This is a genomic window from Streptomyces sp. NPDC007856 (assembly GCF_042868225.1).
Lineage (GTDB): Bacteria > Actinomycetota > Actinomycetes > Streptomycetales > Streptomycetaceae > Streptomyces.
Window position 1 is genome coordinate 649,130 of record NZ_JBIAEC010000003.1, and the last position, 17,704, is coordinate 666,833.

Sequence of the window (17,704 nt, forward strand, 5' to 3'; positions counted from 1 at the left end):
CGTCATGCGTACTGGCGGCGTTGCGGGTCGAGCCCCATGCCGAGCAGGCTGCTGTCCCTCTTCTCCGATGGCGGGGCGCCGTCGCGCCGGCAGACCAGAGCGTCGGGGTCCCAGGCCGGCGCCTGTAGGGAGTACCCGTCCGGGCAGGTCTGCCCGTCCCTGCCGTCCGCGCCGTCCTTGCCGTCGGCGCCCGGCGGGCCTTGAGGACCGGCCGGCCCCCGCTCGCCCTGCGGGCCTTGGGGCCCGGCCGGTCCAGTGGCCCCGTTGGTGCCGGGGGCTCCGGTCTGGCTGACTCCGTTCGCGCCGTCCTTCCCGTTCTTGCCCGGCGCCCCGGACGGTCCGGTCGGCCCCTCGGGTCCGGTCGGGCCTTGCTCGCCCTGGGGTCCCTGCGGGCCGACCACACTCTTGCCAGGCTCGCCGCGGCTGCCGGGAGGCCCGGCGACAGGCTTCGCGCCCAGCTGCTGCACCTGGCGGGCGAGCGCGTCGCGGGCCTGGTTCGCCGTGTGCAGGTCGGCGGCCAGGCTCTGCAAGGTGACGACGATCCACAAGACGCCAGCCAGCGCTGCGGCAACGGCCAGAAGGAACACGATGTCGCTGCGCCGACGGCGGGCAACGCGGCTCATACCTTCACCCCCTGCGACGCCAGGTAGATCATGACGACGAGCATGATGACCGGCGCGATCAGTGCGGTGAAGATGAGGCGCCGGTCACCCGCGCGGCGGTCGGCTTCCTTCTCCCGGTCGTCCTCGATCTCTTGGATGTCTCGCTGCATGGCTTCCATGGCGCGGTCGCGGGCGGACTCCCGCGCGTCGTACACGTCCCGGCGCACGAGTTGGTCGAGGCGCTGAGAGAGGTCGGCGCGCACGTCGGTGATGAGCCGCCACAGCTCAGAGTTCGACGGCTCATCGGCCACGTGGTGCTCCGATCAGAGGCTGGGCTGGTCGCTCGTGGTGCTGCTGGTCTGCCGGTTGGGGACGGCCCAGGTCACGCCGAGCGCGCCGAGGATGGCGAGCGCGATGGTGACGCCCTCGGCGGCCGTGACCGTTCCGTCCTGAACGGCGGTGGCGGCGGCCGCGGCGCCGGCGGCCGCACCCGCGACGACGGCCTTCCACATCTTGGAGATCTTCATGTGCTGGTCCTTCCGGGGTCAGACGTTGGGAACGTGGAGCTTGGCCCACGAGGTGGGGCCGGGGATGCCGTCGGCTGCGCTGCCTGCGTAGCCGAGCTTGCGCTGCCACGCGGCGTAGGAGCGGACGTCACCGGGCCCCCAGACGTCCGAGTTGGCGTTGGACTGGTATCGGCCGCAGCCTTCGGCGACCAGGCGGCGGTGCATGGCGGCGATGACCGGGGAGCGGCGGCCGGCCGTGAAGAACGAGACGCCGGGGAACGGCTCGTGCGCCGGCTGAGGCGGGTGGTCGAGGCCGAGGATCTGCCTGGCGCGGGCGATGATCGCGCCGCGCTGTGCCTTGATGGGTTCGCCGGGGCAGCCGGTGTGCCCGCCCCATGCCTCGCCTCCCATGCCGTGCCAGCCCAGCCCGCGGCCGTCCGGGTTGTCGGTCGGCTGCAGGGGCACGCCGTCGTGGGTGTGCAGCCAGGCGAGCAGCTGCGCGGCGTTCTCCAGCTGGCTCGGGGTGAGCTGGTCGCCGGCGTAGCCCTCGTTCTCGATCGAGACCCAGTGGGCGTTCCCGGCGGCCTCGGCCCAGGCGCGGTCCTTGGTGTCGACGAGCTGGCGCAGGCCGCCTGTCTTCGGGTTCAGGAAGTGGCTGGAGGCCTGCGAGGCGGGGTTCTTGAACCAGGCCTCCGACCCGGTCTCGGTGCCTTGCTGGATGTGGAGGACGAGGCCGCAAACCTCGACCATGCCGTCCGTCCGCTGGTTCGGGGTCGGGCCGATCCATGTCGCCCCGGGCATGCGTGCCATGGTCAGAGTCCCTTCGTGGTGAGCCACTTGTGGGCGGCGTTGGCGAGCGCCTTGTCGGCGTCCGTGGGCGCGGGGGCGGGGGGCGCGGGGGCTGGTATGGGGTTGGGCTGGCCGGTGAGGGCGGCGTACTGCTGGCCGAGGGCGTACCAGCTCGGCGCGCCGGTGAAGTAGACGCCGGCCTTCTGCAGTCCGTCGGCGTCGAGGACCACCCAGGCCTCGTCGACGTAGGTCCGCCAGAATGCCTCGGTCATCTGGGTCTCGGTGCCCCAGGTGACGAGGCCGAACTTCCCTGAGCCGTAGGCGCCGACGATGATGCAGTGGCCGCCCTCCGGCTTGGCGCCCTTCACGACGTCCCAGGTCTTCCCGGCGTTGAACTGGTCCATGGCCGAATCGGGGACGGTGAGGCCGACGTAGACGGTGCCGAACAGGGCGATGGCCTGCTTGACCTCGGTCAGGCTGGACACGTCGAGGGAGGCGTAGGCCGTGATCTTGTGGCCTTCCAAACCGGTCTTGCGCCAGTAGCCGAGGACGTCCTGGCAGTACGCGCCGGTGTCGCTGTCCGGGTCGGCCGGGGTGTAGCCGGTGATCGCCGAGTACATGCCGATGACGGACTTCTCGGCGGGCAGCTTCTCCGCGCCGGAGCCGTAGAACGTGAGCTGGTTGACGAGGTGGCCGACGCCAGCGCAGGTGCAGTCGCCGATGGTGTCGTTGCCATACATGGGCCAGGTGATCCGGTCGTCCTGCCAGTCCGCGGAGGCGGGCGGAGCGGCCAGTCGCTCGGCGAGGACGGCGGACAGGCGCAGCTGCGGCCGCGCGGGCTGTGCGGGCAGCTTGCCCAGGCGGAACTGACGGAGGGCGGGTGTAGTGCTCAACTGGAGCCCCTCAGGACGGGTTGTCGGTGGTGGTGATGGCGTAGAGGGCCAGCGTCGTCGTGACGGTGCCGCCGGTGCCCTCCAGCAGCGCGCGCAGGCTGTCGAGGACGCCCTGCGTCGTCATGCCGGGCAGCGGGCCGCCGGCGCCCTCCTCGATGTGCACGAGCAAGCCGAAGCCGGTCTCGTTGGGGCCGTCGGCCTGCAGCCGGTAGTACGGGTACGGAAGGTCCACGGGGACTCCTAAGAGAGCAGCTTGACGCGCATATACGAGCCCTGCGCGACCTTGCTGAAGGTGGCGTTGGCGGTGGTCTGCGCGGCCTGGAGGGCGAAGGTGCCCCCGCTCGCGCCGGTGAAGATCAGGCCCTCTTCGATGGCGGCACAGATGTTGGAGTTGCTGTCGCGGGTGCCGTAGGTGACGGCGGTGGTAAAGGCGTGCACGCCCCAGCGGCCGCTGCCGCCGGACGAGGTTCCGGAGAGGATGACGCCCTGGTCGGGGCCGACGGCCGAGCGGTTGCCGGTCGCGCCGGAAGGCACCAGCCACTGCGTCTTCAGCCGGGCGAGGTCGATGGCCGCATAGTGGAGAGCGATCTCCACGCGGTACGTGCTGTTCGGCAGCAGGGTGCACTGAAGATCAGGGTCGGACGCGAACGTCGTCGTGTTGGTGATCTGCCAGTCGGTGGCCTTGTACGCCTCGATATACAGCTGCCCGTACAGGTAGTTGATCGGGTTGTAGACCTGGGCGTTCCACCAGGCGTCCGAGGCGGGAAAGCCTGCCGTGGCCTGGGTGATGGAGGGACGGGTGGTCACGGGGCTTCCTCCGGGGTCATCCGAAGCCGAACAGGGGCTGGGTGCCGCCGAACGATGCGGCGGCGTCGAAACAGGAGGGGTAGGTGCCGCCGGGCGGCAGCGCGATGGAGGGCAGCGGCGAGCAGATCAGGTCTGCGCTGCTGTGGCTGTTCACGGTGTTCGCGGCGAGGGTGAGCTGGACCGTGCTGTAGCCGGGGGCGACGGTCTGGACGCTCTGGACGGTGACGGTCTCGGCGTTGGCGGTGCCGTAGCCGAGGACCATCTGGAACCCGGACGGGATGACGTACTGGGCGGCGATCGCACTGTTCCCGGAGATCGGCCCGACGGTGACGACATTGACGCCGGCCGCGATGGAGGAGGACAGGGCCGCCCATGCGGCGGAGATCATCCAGTAGCGGTACTGCGAGGCCGGGGAGACCTGCAGGGCCAGCTGCAGGACGGCCCCGGTGTCGTCTCCGGACCACTCCAGCTGTTCGATGAACCCGTCCAGCTGCTTGGCTGGGGCGAGGGTGGGGCGCTTCATCACGCGGACGAGGTCGCCGAAGTGAAGGGCCGCCGCCTTCTTCTGCAAGGAGGCGTTGTGGGCGAGGTCGACGGTGAGGCCCTGCAGGCGGGTGTGGGGGTCCTTGTACAGGCTGAGCAGGTAGTTGGCGATGCTCGTGCCGGTGGCGACCGCCTTGGGGTTGATGGTGCGGGTGAGCGTCTGGGGGAAGTAGGCGCTCTGGCTGGTGGTGTCCTGCACCTCCTGGAGCCGGTTGAGGTCGGTGCCGTCTGCCGCGCCGTCGATGGTGATCTGGACGTCGTTGTAGAGGTGGGCTGGGTCCTGCTCGAACTTGATGTCGCCCCTGACGGGGATCTCACCGGCGGCGGTGTTCTCGCCGAAGGTGGCGACAGGGATGCTCTGGATCCAGCGCCACACGTGCCCGTAGAGCGTGGGGTTGCCGAAGTTGTCGACGGCGAACTGCCCGTTCTCGGTGTCCGCGCACTCCTGGATGGCGTCCAGGGCGCTGCGCCCGTCCAGGGCCATCGAGCCGAGCGTGCCGACGGATCCCAGGAACTGGAAGGCCACGGCACTGCCGGGGTGGAACGAGGCCAGGTTGAGCAGGCGGCTGATGCGGTTGGCGACGGTGTCGCCCGACCAGCCGGTGGCGAAGCCGCGGGTGAGGGTGAGGGAGGTGACCAGGTCGAGTTCGGTGTTCCACTGGGCGAAGTAGGCGATGTCCCCGTTGAAGGGGGTGGTGTTCTCGCCGTTCGTGGTGAGCGTCGCCCCGATGACGTCGATGGTGTAGGTGGACGAGGCGGCGCTCGAGCTGAGGGTTACCGAGGTCCAGGACCCATCGACGCAGAGCCGGGCCGTCTTCCCGTCCGCAGACAGGGAGATCAGGGCACAGTGCCAATTGCCGTCGCAGACGTAGACGAAGCTGTTCAGGAAGTAGGTGGACGAGGTGTTCCCGGCGTTCTGCAGCTTCATCGTGCAGTGGCCGTCGCTGTAGATCTCCAGGTTGGCGACGGACTGGTTGCCACTGCCGGTGAGGTAGCCGGGGCCGGTGGCGCCCCAGAGGGTGGCCACGTTGAAGCGGCCGCCGGTGCTGGGCTGGTTGGTCGTGCGGAAACAGATCAGCCGGGTCCAGCCGCCGTTGGGCAGCATCAGGTTGTCGATGCCGTCCCAGGGCTGCAGGTAGGTGGCTCCCGCGCTGTTGCCGAGTGATGCGGCCTGGTTGTTGGCCAGCGTCGTCACGGGGCCCGGTACGCCCCACAGCGTTCCCTGGGCGGTCGTGGACGTGATCGACGTGCCGTAGGTGATGTTCGCCCCGACGACGTCCAGGCAGCCGTTCGACAGTTGGGCGCCGGCGTAGGGCAGGAAGGCGGTGCCGGCGGGAACGTCCCGGCTGGTGCCGGTGGAGGCGAGGTCGTAGGCGCACTGCAGGCTGGCCGACTGGGTCTGGGCGAGCCAGCCCGGCATGACGTGCTGGTAGGTGAGCTGGGAGAGTGGGGCGAGCGCGTCCACGCACGTCACGTCGACGACGCCGTACTTGCCGTTGTTGTCGTAGGCCTGCGGCCAGCGCTCGACGAAGCCCTGCCACAGCTGGGACCAGTCGCCCGGGTAGGCGTAGGCGGTGGGCGCGGCGGCCTGCTCCAGCTGCCAGCCGGTGGTGCGCACCGTAGTGGCGGCGGTGGTGGCGATGTTCGTGGACAGGCTGACGATGGCGAACGCGGCCCCGGCCGGGGCGGTGCGGGTCATCGACAGGCGGGACCAGGCGGTGGTGACCGACGTGACGGTGCCGATGCTGCGAGAGAGCAGGTTGCCGTTGAGGTCGTACCACCCGATGCGCGGCTTGAGGTCCAGGCTCGTCATGCCGCCGGACGCCAGCTGAACGTCGAGGGCGAAGCCGTAGCTGGCGCCAGGTGTGACGGTCGTGCCTTCGCAGTCGTGGTCTGACCAGGACTGGATATCCCCCGAGAGGCCGACGGCGGCGAACGCGGCGGTGCCGTTGGGTAGGGCCCACGATTGGGCGGTGGTCAGTCCCGAGAGGGACGGCGACAGGCCCGTGACGGTGCCGAACGTGCCGGTCGAGACGGCCATGGACTGGGTCTTGGTGCCGGCGGCGACCCACGGGTACAGCAGGTTCTGGGAGGGCGTGGTCATCACGACCAGGCGGGCGCGCCGGTAGGGCAGGACGTAGGGGTAGAAGAAGCTGCTCGCGTTGTCCGGGTCGAACGCGCCGTCCAGGTTGTCCAGCTTGAACGTCATCGAGCCGCTGGTGACGGTGTCGAGTTCGTACTGCCGTCCGGCGAGGGTGGCCTTCCAGCCGCCGCGCAGCCGCTTGGTGACGGTGTACCAGTGGTTCGGGGCGGTGGAGTTGCCGCCGGTGTTCCAGGCGATCTGGACGAGGACGCGCGGCCAGGTGCCGATCAGGGGGCCGTCGTCGAGGGGGAATCCGGGCGGGACGGTCACGACGAGGGCCCCCTTGTCATCTGCTGGTCTTGGCCGAGAGGCCGTTGTTGGTGTTGCGTCGCTCGTGTTGCAGGGAGCGGCGCTGCATGGTCTGGAACAGCTTTTCGCCGTCGACGTTGACGATGGTGGTGTGCTCCAGGACGGCCCCGTGTGCTCCGGCGGCCGCCCAGGCGGGCGTGCGCATGCCCGCGATCCTCGGGACGGCCGGTGTCCCGGCTGTCCGGACGGCGCCGGCCATGGCCAGCGCGGCGGCCTCGGCGGTCCGGGACCCGGCGTGGATGCCCTTGGCGAGACCGTCGGTGATGAACCCGCCGATCTCGTGGAACACCTGCGAGGGGCTGCGGATCTTCAGCTCATGCTTGATCGCGTTCGCCATGGATTTGGCGATCTTCTGCATGGCCTTGGTGATGGCCTTCTGCTGCGACTGCAGGCCCTTGATCAGGCCCTTCGCCGAGTCGATGCCCGCCTTGTACATGCCGTCGGCCGTCGCCGCGCCGACGCTGCCCGCGGCGGTCTTGGCCTGCTTCTGCAGCTTGTTGATCTCGGCGATCTGGCTGCTGTTGCCGGACGCCAGGGCGGCCGCCGTGGCGCCGGCCTGGTCGACACCCGCGTCGGCGAGCTGCTTGATCAGGTCGGCGGACAGGCCCTTCTTCCGCAGCGCCTGCAGGTCTGCGGCGAACTTGGTGGCTTTGGCGACCTGGTCGCGCATGTTCGCGACCACGTCCTGGCTGGTGAGCGCTACCGCGTTCTCCGGCAGGGCGGTGACGATGGAGACGTTCTGCATGACGCTGGACGCCACGTCGTCACGGGTCTTGGTCCACTGCTTCTGCAGGTCGCCGAGCTTCTTGTTGGCGTCCTTCAGCCGCTTGGCGATGCTGTCGCGCTGGTTGGCCAGCTTGACCAGCTCGGCGCCGTCCTTGCGGACGAGGCTCTGCAGGTGCCGGTGACCGGAGGACCCGAACTGCCGGTACAGCATCTGGGCGATGCGGGTGGACGCCGACTTCACCTGCGAGGTCGTCCCGGTGAGGCCCTGGACCAGGCCCGCCCCGACGAATGCGCCGATCTCGGCGAACTTCTTCGACGGCGAGGCGATGCCGAGGAAGGACTTCGCCGCGTTCAGCGCACCGGAGGCCAGGTGCTTCAGCGAGCTGAACAGGGCGCCACCAGCGGACTCGACGCCGTGGATGATGCCCATCACGATGTTCTTGCCGATCGACAAGAACTTGCCGCCCCACGACTTGGCCTGGTTCCAGGCCGCGGTCAGGTGGCTGGAGATGGACGACGCGACCTGCCCCATCAGGTTGGAGATGGCGTGCAGGGCGCCCAGGACGGGCGTGATCATCGCGGACTTGATGTGGGACCAGACTGTGGCGGCGGCCGAGCGGATCCCACCCCAGGCGGCGGACAGCCAGCCGGAGATGGTCTTCCACAGCGATTGCAGGTCGGCCCACAGGGCGAGCATCGGGTCGATGACGGCGGCCTGGATGACCGCCCACACGGCGGAGGCGACCGCCTTGATCCCGTTCCACACGGAGTGGAAGAACGACTTGATCCCGTTCCAGACGGTCTTCGCCACGGACACGATCTGCTTGTGCCAGTGGTTCCAGATCGCCAGCAGGACGGCGACCGGGAACGCGAAGATCACCAACAACAAGGGCCACCACTTCTTGAAGAAGTCCTTGATCCCGTTCCACACGGTCGCCGTGGTCTGCTTCACCCACTGCCAGGCGTGCACGATCGGATCGGCCACGCTGTGCCAGGCGGAGGAGAAGAACTGGGCGACGGTGTGCCAGGCGCCCTTCACCCAGTCGGTGATGGAGTGCCAGACGCTGGCGGTGTGGGAGGCCACCCAGTCCCAGGCGCCGGACACTGCTTTGGCGACGTCGCCGGCGATCCGCTTGATGAAGCCCCAGACGGTCTTCCAGTGCATCGCCAGCAGGATGATCGCGGCGATCAGCGCCATGATGCCGAGCACGATCCAGGTGACGGGGTTGACCGCGGCCGCGGCCGCCATCTCGTACAGCGCTGCGGTCATGGCGGCGATGGCCGCGACCAGGACGACGCCGATGATGATGGCGAGGGCCTTGGCGACGTCCTTGTGCTTGGTCAGCCAGGTGACGCCGGCGGCGACGACCGTCATGATGCGCTGCATGACGGGCAGCAGCATCTGCCCGACCTGGATACCGAGGGCCTGCGCCGAGGCCTTGGCCTCGTCCATCTTCTGGTTGAAGTTCTTCTGGACGTCGCTCCAGCCCTCGATCGACTTGCCGCCCTTTTTGACGTGCTCGTCGATGCCCTTGGTGTTCTTGATGAAGTCCTTCATGTGCGGGCCGGTCAGCTGCAGCGCCGCCTGCATGGACTTCGTACCGCCGACCATCGTGGCGAGGGCGCCGACGTATGTCTGCTGCTGGGGCGGCAGGTTCGCCAGGGCCCGCTGGAACTCCGACGTGTTCTTCGCGGCGCCCTGCAGGTGCCGGATCATGACGGTGCCGGCCGGGCCCATCTTCTTCTGGATGGCGTCGGTGAGCATCGTCAGCGTCGAGGCGAGCCCGCGCTTGCCGAGGTTCTGCCCGACCTGGACCGCGGACAGGCCGAGGTTCTTCATCTCGGTCGCGGCCTTGTTGCTGGGGTTGCTCAGCTGGCCGATGGTCTGCCGCAGGTAGGTCGCGGCGACGGCGGCCGGTGTGCCCTGCGCGGTCATCGTCGCCATCGCGCCGAGGACCTCATGCAGCCCCACGTGGGCGGCGGCCGCGACCGGGAGGATCGTGCTCATCGAGCCCGCGAGGGCCTCGAGGTTCGTCTTGCCCTCGGCCTCGGTCGCGATGAGGCTGTTCATCACGTCGGTGACGGAGCCCGCGCCCAGCTTGTAGGCGTTCATCGCCGTGGTGGCGGCGTCTGTGGTCGTGTTGAGATCGGCGGCACCGACCTTGGCGCCCATCGCCGCCGTCTTGAGGACCTTCAGGGCGTCCGCGCCGTGGTAGCCGGCGGACTCCGTCATGTACAGGCCCTTGGTGAGCTCGTCCGTGGACTGCCCGACCTGCCCGGCCATGGCCAGGACGCCGTCGCCGACCATCTTCATGTTCTTCGCGGACTCTCCCGCGCCGGTGCGGACGCGGGTCATCTGCTGCTGGAAGTCACCGGCCATCTTGGCGGTGTGGATGGCGACGCCGGCGGCCGCGATACCGATGCCGACGACCGCGGCCTTGGCCATCAGCCCGGTGCGCTTGAACGCGCCGGCTCCGGCGGCGTCGGCGCCCGCCATCTCCGTCTTGACTTCGGCGATGGCCGTCTTGACGCCCTTGGAGTGGCCCAGGAACTCGATGAACACCGGGGGCAGTGCGCCCAAGGGAATCACCTCCCCTGGGTGCGCTGCGGTGGATCAGATGCTGGTCGCGCGCCGCCAGTGGGTCTGCCAGACGGCGGCCATCTTCGGCTCGGCCTTGCGGACGCCGGGCCGCACGTAGGGGTACTGGCCCTCGATGCGCTTCTTGTAGAGGTTGCGGACGCCGCCGCCGACGCCGACGCCGCCCTGGAAGCCTCCGCCGGGCAGCGGCTTGGGCTTGCGGACGCCGCCGACGCCGCGCACGAGCTTCCCGGTCAGCCGGCCGGGGCCGCCGCCCTTGGCCACGTGGTGCGGGGTCAGGTTCAGGTTCACCGTGGGCCCGGTCCTCGAGGACTTCCCCCGGTGGTCCCATCGCGGGCGCCCCCGCATCCCGGACCTGATGCTCTTCTTGGCCAGGGCCTGTGTCGCCTTCAGCGCCCGGACCGTGGCCAGGTCGATTTCCCGGTCCAGGCGCGTCAGGGCGCCCCGTACTTCCTTGGTGCCGCGCACGACGACGGTGATGCCTTCAGGCACGGGCTGCCTCCTCTTGGACGTTGGCCTTGGCCTGCTCCACCGCGCCGTCGACGGCCAGGATCCAGTCGAGCCGCTCGGCCGGCAGGTCCATCCAGGTGTTCGGCGGCCCCACCACGCGGCACAGCTGCCAGTCCCGGTACGCGTCCATGGGCAGCTGGTGCGCGGGGTAGTCGTACTTCCCCTCTAGCGCTACGCGGAGGCGGTAGAGGGCGCGGTAGGGCTCTCCGCCTCGGTGGACGGCGAGAAGTCCGGCCCGTTGTCCAGGGCGCCGTCGGCGCAGACTTCCTTGAGCTTGTCGTAGGCCGGTCCGGGCAGGTCCTGCAGCGTGTCCAGCGTGACGGGGAAGTCGAACGACCAGCCGGCCACCCGCGAGAGGATGAGCCGGTCGTTGAGGTCGTCCATGAGGGCGAAGGCCTCGTCTCCCATGTCCTGGGCCATCTTCAGGGCGTCGGACTCGTCGATGTCGTCCATCTGCTTCACGCCCTTGTCCTGGGCGTCCTTGACGACGCCCGCGAACGCGGGATTCTGGGCGAGCTTCATCTGGATGGCGCGCACGGGCCGACGCAGGCGCTCCGACACCTCGGACGCATCGCGCAGGTCGGCCCAGGCGCCGCCGGGCAGCTGGTGACGGTGGATAGCCATGAGGGTGTGATCTTTCTACTTGTAGGTGCCGGACGTGACCGCGTTGGTCAGCGTCGCCTTGATGGGGCTGTAGCCCGCACTGGTGCCGGCATCGGTGGTGTTGGCGATGGCCGTGAAGCTGATCGGTAGCTCGATGTACTCCTTGCCGTAGGACGGCGTGCCCTCGGTGAAGGCGACCTGGCTGCAGTGCAGCTGCAGGCCGTTCTGCGAGGCGCCCGCGCCCTGGGTGTAGGAGACGTCGAACGACTGGATGGTGGCGCTCTGGAAGTTCGTGCGCTGGGTGGCGGCCTCCATGACGAGGGTGGCCTTGCCCTCCACGGAGATGTCGCCGGTCCAGATCCGGTACGGGTTCTGGGTGCCGGCCGCGCCGCGGATCGCGGTGACGTTCCGCTTGATGGTCAGCTCGCCGTCCTGCACGAACGTCGGCGTGCCGCCGATGTTCACGACGATGTTCCAGTTGGCCACCGGGGGCACGCTGGTGAAGGACGGCGTCGGCGTCGTCGTGGTGGTGTACGCCCACGACATGGCCTTGGCGGACCACTCGAACAGGCCGTCGGCGTTCCACTTGAACCCGAGCTCCGAGAACTGTGCGCCCGCGTACTGCCAGGTGCCGAGCGGGTCGAAGATGGTCCAGGTCTGCGACGGGGGCTGGGTGTCGCCGGTGTTCAGCGTGCTCATGGCGTGCGAGAACGGGGCGGAGGCGCCGGTGGTGGTCAGGTCGGGCAGGACGGAGACGAGCGGCCAGCCGATGGTGTCGGCGTAGACGTCGCCGCCCAGGTCGAGTTCGGCGCCCTTCTGCCCGGCGTACATGCCGTAGACGTCGACCGCCGAGCCGCGCATCCCCTGATCCTGGATCAGGTTGACGTCGTCCTTCGGCGTCAGCGTCTTGAACGGGATCCACTTCGCCGCGGCGACCGCGGTACCCGGGGTGACCTCCTTGGCCACGCCGAGCACTGAGAGATGGGACGGCTTAGGCATCGCTGCCCTCCTGCTTCTGCTCTGCCTCGGCCGTTTCCTCGGCCTCCGGGGCGGGTTCGGGGTCCGGCGGTGTCCAGTCGCCGTCGCCGGGGTTGCTGTCGAGGGGGTACCGCTTGCCCGGCTCGGGTGTGAGGCCGAGCGTCGGGTAGTAGCGGCCCTCTTCGCCGTTGTAGGTGTAGCGCCGCACTGCGGCCTCCCTCACAGGGTCTTGAGACAGTCGATGCCGATTTCGATCACGCACTGGCGGCCCTTGTGGTCCTCGCTCCAGCCGGACGTGTGCGTGACCATGCCGGGCCGGGCGCGGTCGACGGCGCCGCCCAGGGACGGATCGGAGCGGACGACGGCCACGACCAGGTCGGCCAGATGGCGCGCGCGGGAGAAGACACCCAGGGCGTCGTCGCCGCCGCGGTAGACGTCCACGGTCACGGTGATCGTGTAGTCCTCGCGCAGCCAGTACGCGCCGCCGGAGCCGACGACGTTCTCGGGGTTGTACTGCTGGTGCACGTCACCGACGGCGATGATGTCGTCCGGCTGGTACGGGCCCGGCTCGTCCAGGCAGACCAGCACGCCCTTGTCGAGGGCGAGCTGCGCCTGTATCCCGGCGAGGATCCAGGCGCGGGCGGCCGGGATGCTGGAGGCGGGGATGTTCCCGATGGGCGTGGTCATGCGATCCCCGGGGGCCGCTTGAAGGGCTGCCACAGCTCCAGGACGCGCTGCGGCAGGGCGAACCCGGTCGGGACGCCCATCGACTCGCCGTCCAGGGCGGCGCCGCCGAAGCGTGGCCGGCCGCCCTGCTGGGTGAGCTGGAACAGGTGCCGGATGAGCTCCAGGCCGCCGAGCCGGACCGTCCAGGGGATGCTGCCGCCACGTCCGGCGGTGTAGACGACCTTGACGTTCTTGACGCCGTGGGGGAAGCAGACGGCGCCGCCGGTGGCCCGCCGGGTGATCTGGCCGCGGTCGAGGTCGACGGTGTAGCCGTAGGCGTCCGTCGACGTGCCGAGCGGCTGCTCGGTGAGCACCCACGTGGAGGCCGATACGTACTCGGTGACCGACTGGACGGAGGCAACGGGCAGCCAGTCCAGGGTGATCGTGGGACTGCCGCCGTTGTGCCACTCGGTGTGCTGCTCGGGCAGCAGCGGACCGACGACGTCCCGGGCGAGCTCGCCGGCCGCGAGGATGAAGCCCTGCAGCTCGGCATCCTGGCTGGTGTCGCTGGCCGGGATGTTCAGGTGGGCCTTGACCGAGTTCAGATCGACGATCTGCTCGATGCCGGGCGGCCGGACCTGGAACTGGCCCTCGCTGGCGTAGCCGACGCCGGTTCCGGTCGCCGTCCACCGGTACAGCCAGGTGCCGGCCACGGCGACCGTCGGCACCGCGGCCACGTAGACGCCGGAGCCCGCCGAGGTGACGGCCGGGGTCGACGTGACGCCGTTCGGGTTGGTGACCGTCAGCGTGACGGTCAGGGTGCCGGTGGCGGGGGCGCCGGTGTCGTCCAGGATCGTCTCGGACAGCCGCACGTCCTGGCCGGTGAAGTAGATCAGCATGACGCCCCCTTCCCGGTCAGCGGGTCTGCGGAGGCTTCGCTGCGGCCGCGGTGCGCTTCCCGCCGCGCTTCGCCTCGGTGCCGTCGCCGTCGGACTCCAGGGCCTCGCGAAGGGCCCGGGCCTGCTCGCGCGCCGCGCCGGCCGCGCCGTCCTGGCCGTTCGACAGCAGCTCGTCCGCCTGCTTCTCCAGGGCCTCGGCCTGCTCCTGGACCTCGGCGCTCACGCGGTCGATCTGCTCCTGGACCTCGGCGGTCTTCTCACGCCGCGTCTCACGCGGCCCGTTCTTGCAGATGGCCAGCTCCGCCCGGAGACCGGCCAGTTCAGCGACGCGATCATGCATCGCGCACTCTCCTCACTGGGGGATGGGCCCCGGGCCGCCGCACCCTCAGACGGCGGCCCGGGGAGCTGGCGGGATCAGAAGCCGGTCGGGGCGATCAGGCCGGTACCGGAGATGACCGAGATGGTCTCCGGGCGCCGGTTCGGCATGAACGCGGCGTAGTTGTAGACCTGGAACCGGACCTGCAGCGTGCCGCTGAGGACCTCCTGCAGGACACGGGTCCGCATGGACCCCTCCCACAGGTACAGGTCCGAAGTGCGGGCCGCGATGACGCGGTCCTCGTTGGTGCCCGCGCCGAGGTTGGTCGGGATGTTGCCGTCCGCCAGGAGGGGGAAGTTCAGCACCCGACCGACAGGGCCCTCGACGTCCCCGCCGGTCTGCAGGGCCAGCGGGTTGAAGGGGGCGTTGGTCTCCGGGAGGATGAACGGCCGGTTCTGCGAGTCGAGCTGAGAGGCCATCCAGAACCAGCGAGACGGCGTAAGGAACACGGCCGACGGCATCATCTTGCGGTTCTTCGCCGACAGGGACAGCGCCTGCATCAGCGGCGCGTAAAGCTCCGGCAGCGTCGGCGTGGCGTCGGTGTACGTCACCGAGTTGATGCCGGAGACGTTCAGCACGCCGAGCAGCTGCCCGGAGGCGCCCGAGCCGTTCAGGCACTGGGTGTCGAGCCGCTGGTTGTAGTCGGCGATCAGGTCCGCGAACACGACCTCGTCGAACGCGACCGGCGACTGGTCCAGCAGCTGGATGGAGACGTCCTGCTGACCCGCGATCGTGCGGACGGGCGCGGACACGCTGGTGTCCGTCAGGTCCTGGCTCGTCACCGCGGCGGCATCCGCCGTCTGCACGCCGGTCGCCGTACCCGTCGCCACCTTCGGCACGTTCACCGAGTCGGTCCCGCCCGGGAGGGTCATGTTCCGCACGGTGTTGGCGAACGTCCGGCCGAAACGCGGCAGGTCGATGTACTCGTCGACCAGCCACAGCGGCGGCACGAAGTAGCCGCCCTGCCCGTCGGTGCGGTTCGGGTTGACGCGCTTCTCGAAGACGGTGCCGCGGCCGCGCACGCCCAGCTCACGGTCGAGGGAGTCGCGGTCGCGGTCGGCGGCCGCGCGGCGGGCCCGCTCACGCTTGGGCATCTCCACGTCGACCTCGGCGCCGTGCCGCTGCAGGCGGGCGAGGGCATCGGACACGCCGCCGTCGCCGTCGCCGCGGTTGAGCTGCACCCGGGCCAGGTCGAGGAAGTAGGAGTGACCAGACTCGCGGGCGTAGGTCATCGGCTCGGAGACGACCTCGACACGGCCGACGCCGTAGCGCTTGGCCATGTCGGCGGCCTGGGCGTCGCGCTGCTCGGCCTCGTCGAGCTCGGCGACCCGGGCGTCGATCTCCCGGATCTCCTTCTCCAGAGCGTCGAACCGCTGCTGCTCGTCCTCGTTCAGGCTGTCGCGCTTCTCGTCCTGGGCGGTCTTCAGCAGGTTGTCGAGCTCGGTCTTGCGCTCGGCACGCCGCTCGATCAGCCCCTGGATCACAGTGTTGGGCATGGTCGTCCTTTCAGACGCGGATGGTGGTGATGGCGTGCCTGCACCTCGGGTGGTGGCTCGGGTGGCGCCCAGGTGGTGCCCCGTGGCGGGGTCCGGCGTGGGCAGCCGGCGCGGCTCCGGCGCGGTCGGCAGGCGGTGAAACGGTCAGAGGGCCAGCGCGCGGGCACGGGCCTGCAGGAACGACAGGGACGGCCCCGCCGGGGTGTCCTCGACGGGCGCGGGTGCCTCGGCGAACTCGGCGGCGAGCCGGTCGAACACCTCGCGGCGTTCGTCGGCGGACAGGCGATGCAACTGCGCCGTGACGTCACGCGAGTTGAGAGTCGCGCCGGCCGTGTTCGGGTTGGCCCCGTAATTGACCACCGAGACGTCGCCCTTGTTGAGGCTCACCTCGAGGATGTCCCGCTGGTCGTAATCCGGGGACCACTGCTGACGCGTGATCCAGAACCCGAAACTCATCTCATCGACGTCGCCGCGCTCCATCGCCGAGCGCAGGGCCTGCACGTGCGGGCTCGCCGGGTCCAGCTCGGCCTCGGTGTGCAGGCCGGTGTCGTCCTCGGCCAGCCGCAGCGTCCCCGACTTGGTCCTGGCCAGCGTCAGACCGCTGTGGTTGACGAGGAACGGCACGTCGGCGTTCTCGGCGAGGGTCTTGGTGAACGCGCCCTGGCGAACGACCTCGGTGAACGGGCCGAGCCAGTCCTCCATCTCGTACCCCTGCTCGGTGACGCAGGCGTAGCCGCTGAAGGTCAGGGCGTCGCCGCCGGTGCCGTCGGGCTTGGCGCGCAGCTCCACGCCGCGGAACGGCATAGCGCGGTGCTGCATGGTGGTGGGCCGCTCGGCCCGGACGGAGAGGTCCATCATGGCTCCTTGTCGAGGGCGGGAGGCCCGTCGCCGGGCGGGGCGGGTGGTGTGCTGTCGCCGGAATGCGCGCTGTTCAGCGGGGCCGCGATGTCGTCGCCGCCCTCGATCGGGGGCAGGCCTTCCTTGGCCCGGATCTCGTTCTGGGTCATGCCGCCGATGGTTCGGGCTGTGGCGTACCAGGACCAGCGGCCGGCGGTGTCGGTGCGCTCCAGTTCGCTGGTGTCGAACCGGGCGGACTGGCCGCGCGGCAGCATCGCTGTCCACGCGTCCTCGAAGGTGCCCAGCCAGTCGTCCAGGGTCCACACGCGGAACCCGATGGCCTGCTGCTCGATGCCGGTGCCCCAGCTGGTGGTGCGGTCGACCTGGCCGAGCATGTGGGGAGGGACGCCGTACAGCATCGCCATGTCGAGGTTCTGGCCGGCGCGGGTCTGCAGGAACTGGGCGTCCTCGGGATTGACGGAGATGGGCTGCCACTTCGCCCCGCCGGACAGCACACCGATCGCGTGCGCGTTCGCCAGACCGCTATGGCTGGCCTCGAACCCTTCCTTCATCTGCCGGGCCCGCTGCTTGTCGAGGTCGCCGTCGACGGTGATGACACCGGACAGGTGGGCGCCCTGGCCGAAGAACTGCGCACCGAAGCGCTCGGCTGCCAGGCCGAGACCGATGGACTGCCGGGCGTAGCCGATCGGGGACAGGCCAGTTGGGGATCCGGGCATACACATGCCGGTCAGGTGGACCATGTCCCGGGGGTCGTCCACGGCAACCCGGTTGACCTCGTAGTCCCGGCCGCCGTCCTCGTTCATCGTGACCTTCACCAGGTCGGGATGCAGCACGGCGATGCGTGACGGGCGGTACAGGTGGTCCCGGGCGGTGACGATGCCGTAGGCGTTGCCGCGCAGCAGCAGGGAGATAGCCATCTGCTTCAGGCCGGCCCGCCTGGTCGGGAAGCGGGTGTTGCTGGCCCCGCCGAAGGGATCCACCACGATGGTCGGGGCCGCCGGGGTCGGGACCTGGACGCCATCGCGCATCACCATGGCGTTGAGCGGCAGCCGGGAGATCGCCGACGACAGGATGCGCACGCAGGCCTGCACGGCGATCAGCTGCATGGCGGTCTGGTCGTTCACGGGCACGCCGGACGCCGTCGGCGTCATCAGCGAGCCGTTCGTGGGGATGCTGCTGTCCCCGAACTGCTGGATGGTGCGGCGCTCGGCGCCACGGCGGAACAGACTCACCGGTCCACCACCCATCCCATGCCGATGATGGCCACGCCAGTCGCGACGAGGCCGAGGATGGGCTGCCACCACCAGGCCGCGCCCACCAGGCAGCCGACGCCGACCACGTCCGTGACGTCGGTGAGCGTCCGTCGTGGCCGCTTCAGGCGGGGGAGCTTCACGGGCACCT

General features: G+C 69.9%; 21 protein-coding genes. All 21 read right to left on the reverse strand.

From position 1 onward, the window contains the following. Positions 1-2: 2 nt before the first annotated feature. The 21 genes from ACFYOH_RS11040 to ACFYOH_RS11140 all read right to left on the reverse strand — a co-directional run bounded on the left by ACFYOH_RS11040 (position 3) and on the right by ACFYOH_RS11140 (position 17,696). The gene (locus tag ACFYOH_RS11040) at positions 3-623 is read right to left on the reverse strand and encodes a collagen-like protein (protein ID WP_388623652.1); all 621 of its coding nucleotides are present in this window, start codon (positions 621-623) and stop codon (positions 3-5) included. Continuing rightward, positions 620-913 carry a hypothetical protein gene (locus tag ACFYOH_RS11045; protein WP_388623655.1) on the reverse strand — a complete coding sequence of 98 codons (294 nt, stop codon included), beginning with the start codon at positions 911-913 and terminating at the stop codon, positions 620-622. Before ACFYOH_RS11045 ends, ACFYOH_RS11040 begins: the two co-directional genes overlap by 4 nt. Positions 914-925: 12 nt before the next feature. Continuing rightward, positions 926-1,129 (reverse strand): hypothetical protein, encoded by a 204-nt coding sequence (locus ACFYOH_RS11050; RefSeq protein WP_388623658.1) that lies wholly within the window; start codon positions 1,127-1,129, stop codon positions 926-928. An 18-nt stretch (positions 1,130-1,147) separates the two neighbouring features. Next, complete coding sequence (locus tag ACFYOH_RS11055) at positions 1,148-1,909, reverse strand: peptidoglycan-binding protein (RefSeq protein ID WP_388623660.1); 762 nt, start codon at positions 1,907-1,909, stop codon at positions 1,148-1,150. An 11-nt stretch (positions 1,910-1,920) separates the two neighbouring features. Next, positions 1,921-2,790 carry a hypothetical protein gene (locus tag ACFYOH_RS11060; RefSeq protein ID WP_388623663.1) on the reverse strand — a complete coding sequence of 290 codons (870 nt, stop codon included), beginning with the start codon at positions 2,788-2,790 and terminating at the stop codon, positions 1,921-1,923. A 10-nt stretch (positions 2,791-2,800) separates the two neighbouring features. Continuing rightward, a complete protein-coding gene (locus ACFYOH_RS11065) occupies positions 2,801-3,022 on the reverse strand; it encodes a hypothetical protein (RefSeq protein WP_388623664.1) in 222 nt (73 codons plus the stop codon). 8 nt (positions 3,023-3,030) lie between these two features. Beyond that, positions 3,031-3,597 carry a hypothetical protein gene (locus ACFYOH_RS11070; RefSeq protein WP_388623667.1) on the reverse strand — a complete coding sequence of 189 codons (567 nt, stop codon included), beginning with the start codon at positions 3,595-3,597 and terminating at the stop codon, positions 3,031-3,033. 16 nt (positions 3,598-3,613) lie between these two features. Further along, positions 3,614-6,553: a hypothetical protein gene (locus ACFYOH_RS11075; RefSeq protein WP_388623670.1), complete on the reverse strand. Its 2,940-nt coding sequence runs from the start codon at positions 6,551-6,553 to the stop codon at positions 3,614-3,616. Between the two features lie 16 nt (positions 6,554-6,569). Continuing rightward, on the reverse strand, positions 6,570-9,899 hold the full coding sequence (locus tag ACFYOH_RS11080) for a phage tail tape measure protein (protein WP_388623673.1): 3,330 nt from the start codon (positions 9,897-9,899) through the stop codon (positions 6,570-6,572). 33 nt (positions 9,900-9,932) lie between these two features. Continuing rightward, entirely contained in the window at positions 9,933-10,409 is a 477-nt protein-coding gene (locus ACFYOH_RS11085) for a hypothetical protein (RefSeq protein WP_388623675.1), read from the reverse strand. Next, positions 10,402-10,557 carry a hypothetical protein gene (locus ACFYOH_RS11090; RefSeq protein ID WP_388623678.1) on the reverse strand — a complete coding sequence of 52 codons (156 nt, stop codon included), beginning with the start codon at positions 10,555-10,557 and terminating at the stop codon, positions 10,402-10,404. Before ACFYOH_RS11090 ends, ACFYOH_RS11085 begins: the two co-directional genes overlap by 8 nt. A 41-nt stretch (positions 10,558-10,598) precedes the next feature. Next, positions 10,599-11,051, reverse strand: a complete 453-nt coding sequence (locus tag ACFYOH_RS11095) for a hypothetical protein (protein ID WP_388623680.1) — start codon at positions 11,049-11,051, stop codon at positions 10,599-10,601. Between the two features lie 15 nt (positions 11,052-11,066). Next, complete coding sequence (locus ACFYOH_RS11100) at positions 11,067-12,029, reverse strand: phage tail tube protein (RefSeq protein ID WP_388623683.1); 963 nt, start codon at positions 12,027-12,029, stop codon at positions 11,067-11,069. After that, positions 12,022-12,216 (reverse strand): hypothetical protein, encoded by a 195-nt coding sequence (locus ACFYOH_RS11105; RefSeq protein ID WP_388623686.1) that lies wholly within the window; start codon positions 12,214-12,216, stop codon positions 12,022-12,024. Before ACFYOH_RS11105 ends, ACFYOH_RS11100 begins: the two co-directional genes overlap by 8 nt. A gap of 11 nt (positions 12,217-12,227) precedes the next feature. Continuing rightward, entirely contained in the window at positions 12,228-12,695 is a 468-nt protein-coding gene (locus ACFYOH_RS11110; protein WP_388623689.1) for a hypothetical protein, read from the reverse strand. Next, positions 12,692-13,573 (reverse strand): hypothetical protein, encoded by an 882-nt coding sequence (locus ACFYOH_RS11115; protein ID WP_388623692.1) that lies wholly within the window; start codon positions 13,571-13,573, stop codon positions 12,692-12,694. The genes ACFYOH_RS11110 and ACFYOH_RS11115 overlap by 4 nt, the downstream gene beginning before the upstream one ends. A 16-nt stretch (positions 13,574-13,589) precedes the next feature. Then, on the reverse strand, positions 13,590-13,913 hold the full coding sequence (locus ACFYOH_RS11120) for a hypothetical protein (protein WP_388623696.1): 324 nt from the start codon (positions 13,911-13,913) through the stop codon (positions 13,590-13,592). Positions 13,914-13,987: 74 nt separating this feature from the next. Next, positions 13,988-15,445, reverse strand: a complete 1,458-nt coding sequence (locus ACFYOH_RS11125; protein ID WP_388623698.1) for a phage major capsid protein — start codon at positions 15,443-15,445, stop codon at positions 13,988-13,990. A gap of 144 nt (positions 15,446-15,589) precedes the next feature. Then, positions 15,590-16,303, reverse strand: a complete 714-nt coding sequence (locus ACFYOH_RS11130) for an HK97 family phage prohead protease (protein ID WP_388623700.1) — start codon at positions 16,301-16,303, stop codon at positions 15,590-15,592. Further along, positions 16,300-17,535 carry a phage portal protein gene (locus tag ACFYOH_RS11135; RefSeq protein WP_388623703.1) on the reverse strand — a complete coding sequence of 412 codons (1,236 nt, stop codon included), beginning with the start codon at positions 17,533-17,535 and terminating at the stop codon, positions 16,300-16,302. Before ACFYOH_RS11135 ends, ACFYOH_RS11130 begins: the two co-directional genes overlap by 4 nt. After that, the gene (locus ACFYOH_RS11140; RefSeq protein WP_388623706.1) at positions 17,532-17,696 is read right to left on the reverse strand and encodes a hypothetical protein; all 165 of its coding nucleotides are present in this window, start codon (positions 17,694-17,696) and stop codon (positions 17,532-17,534) included. The genes ACFYOH_RS11135 and ACFYOH_RS11140 overlap by 4 nt, the downstream gene beginning before the upstream one ends. Positions 17,697-17,704 lie beyond the last annotated feature (8 nt).

What these genes read in the sequence shown, in the direction of transcription:
- ACFYOH_RS11055 (WP_388623660.1), bottom strand. Translation starts at nt 1,909, where the DNA reads ATGCCCGGGGCGACATGGATCGGCCCGACCCCGAACCAGCGGACGGAC.
- ACFYOH_RS11130 (WP_388623700.1), bottom strand. Translation starts at nt 16,303, where the DNA reads ATGATGGACCTCTCCGTCCGGGCCGAGCGGCCCACCACCATGCAGCAC.
- ACFYOH_RS11090 (WP_388623678.1), bottom strand. Translation starts at nt 10,557, where the DNA reads ATGGACGCGTACCGGGACTGGCAGCTGTGCCGCGTGGTGGGGCCGCCG.
- ACFYOH_RS11120 (WP_388623696.1), bottom strand. Translation starts at nt 13,913, where the DNA reads ATGCATGATCGCGTCGCTGAACTGGCCGGTCTCCGGGCGGAGCTGGCC.
- ACFYOH_RS11110 (WP_388623689.1), bottom strand. Translation starts at nt 12,695, where the DNA reads ATGACCACGCCCATCGGGAACATCCCCGCCTCCAGCATCCCGGCCGCC.
- ACFYOH_RS11115 (WP_388623692.1), bottom strand. Translation starts at nt 13,573, where the DNA reads ATGCTGATCTACTTCACCGGCCAGGACGTGCGGCTGTCCGAGACGATC.
- ACFYOH_RS11095 (WP_388623680.1), bottom strand. Translation starts at nt 11,051, where the DNA reads ATGGCTATCCACCGTCACCAGCTGCCCGGCGGCGCCTGGGCCGACCTG.
- ACFYOH_RS11125 (WP_388623698.1), bottom strand. Translation starts at nt 15,445, where the DNA reads ATGCCCAACACTGTGATCCAGGGGCTGATCGAGCGGCGTGCCGAGCGC.
- ACFYOH_RS11100 (WP_388623683.1), bottom strand. Translation starts at nt 12,029, where the DNA reads ATGCCTAAGCCGTCCCATCTCTCAGTGCTCGGCGTGGCCAAGGAGGTC.
- ACFYOH_RS11040 (WP_388623652.1), bottom strand. Translation starts at nt 623, where the DNA reads ATGAGCCGCGTTGCCCGCCGTCGGCGCAGCGACATCGTGTTCCTTCTG.
- ACFYOH_RS11050 (WP_388623658.1), bottom strand. Translation starts at nt 1,129, where the DNA reads ATGAAGATCTCCAAGATGTGGAAGGCCGTCGTCGCGGGTGCGGCCGCC.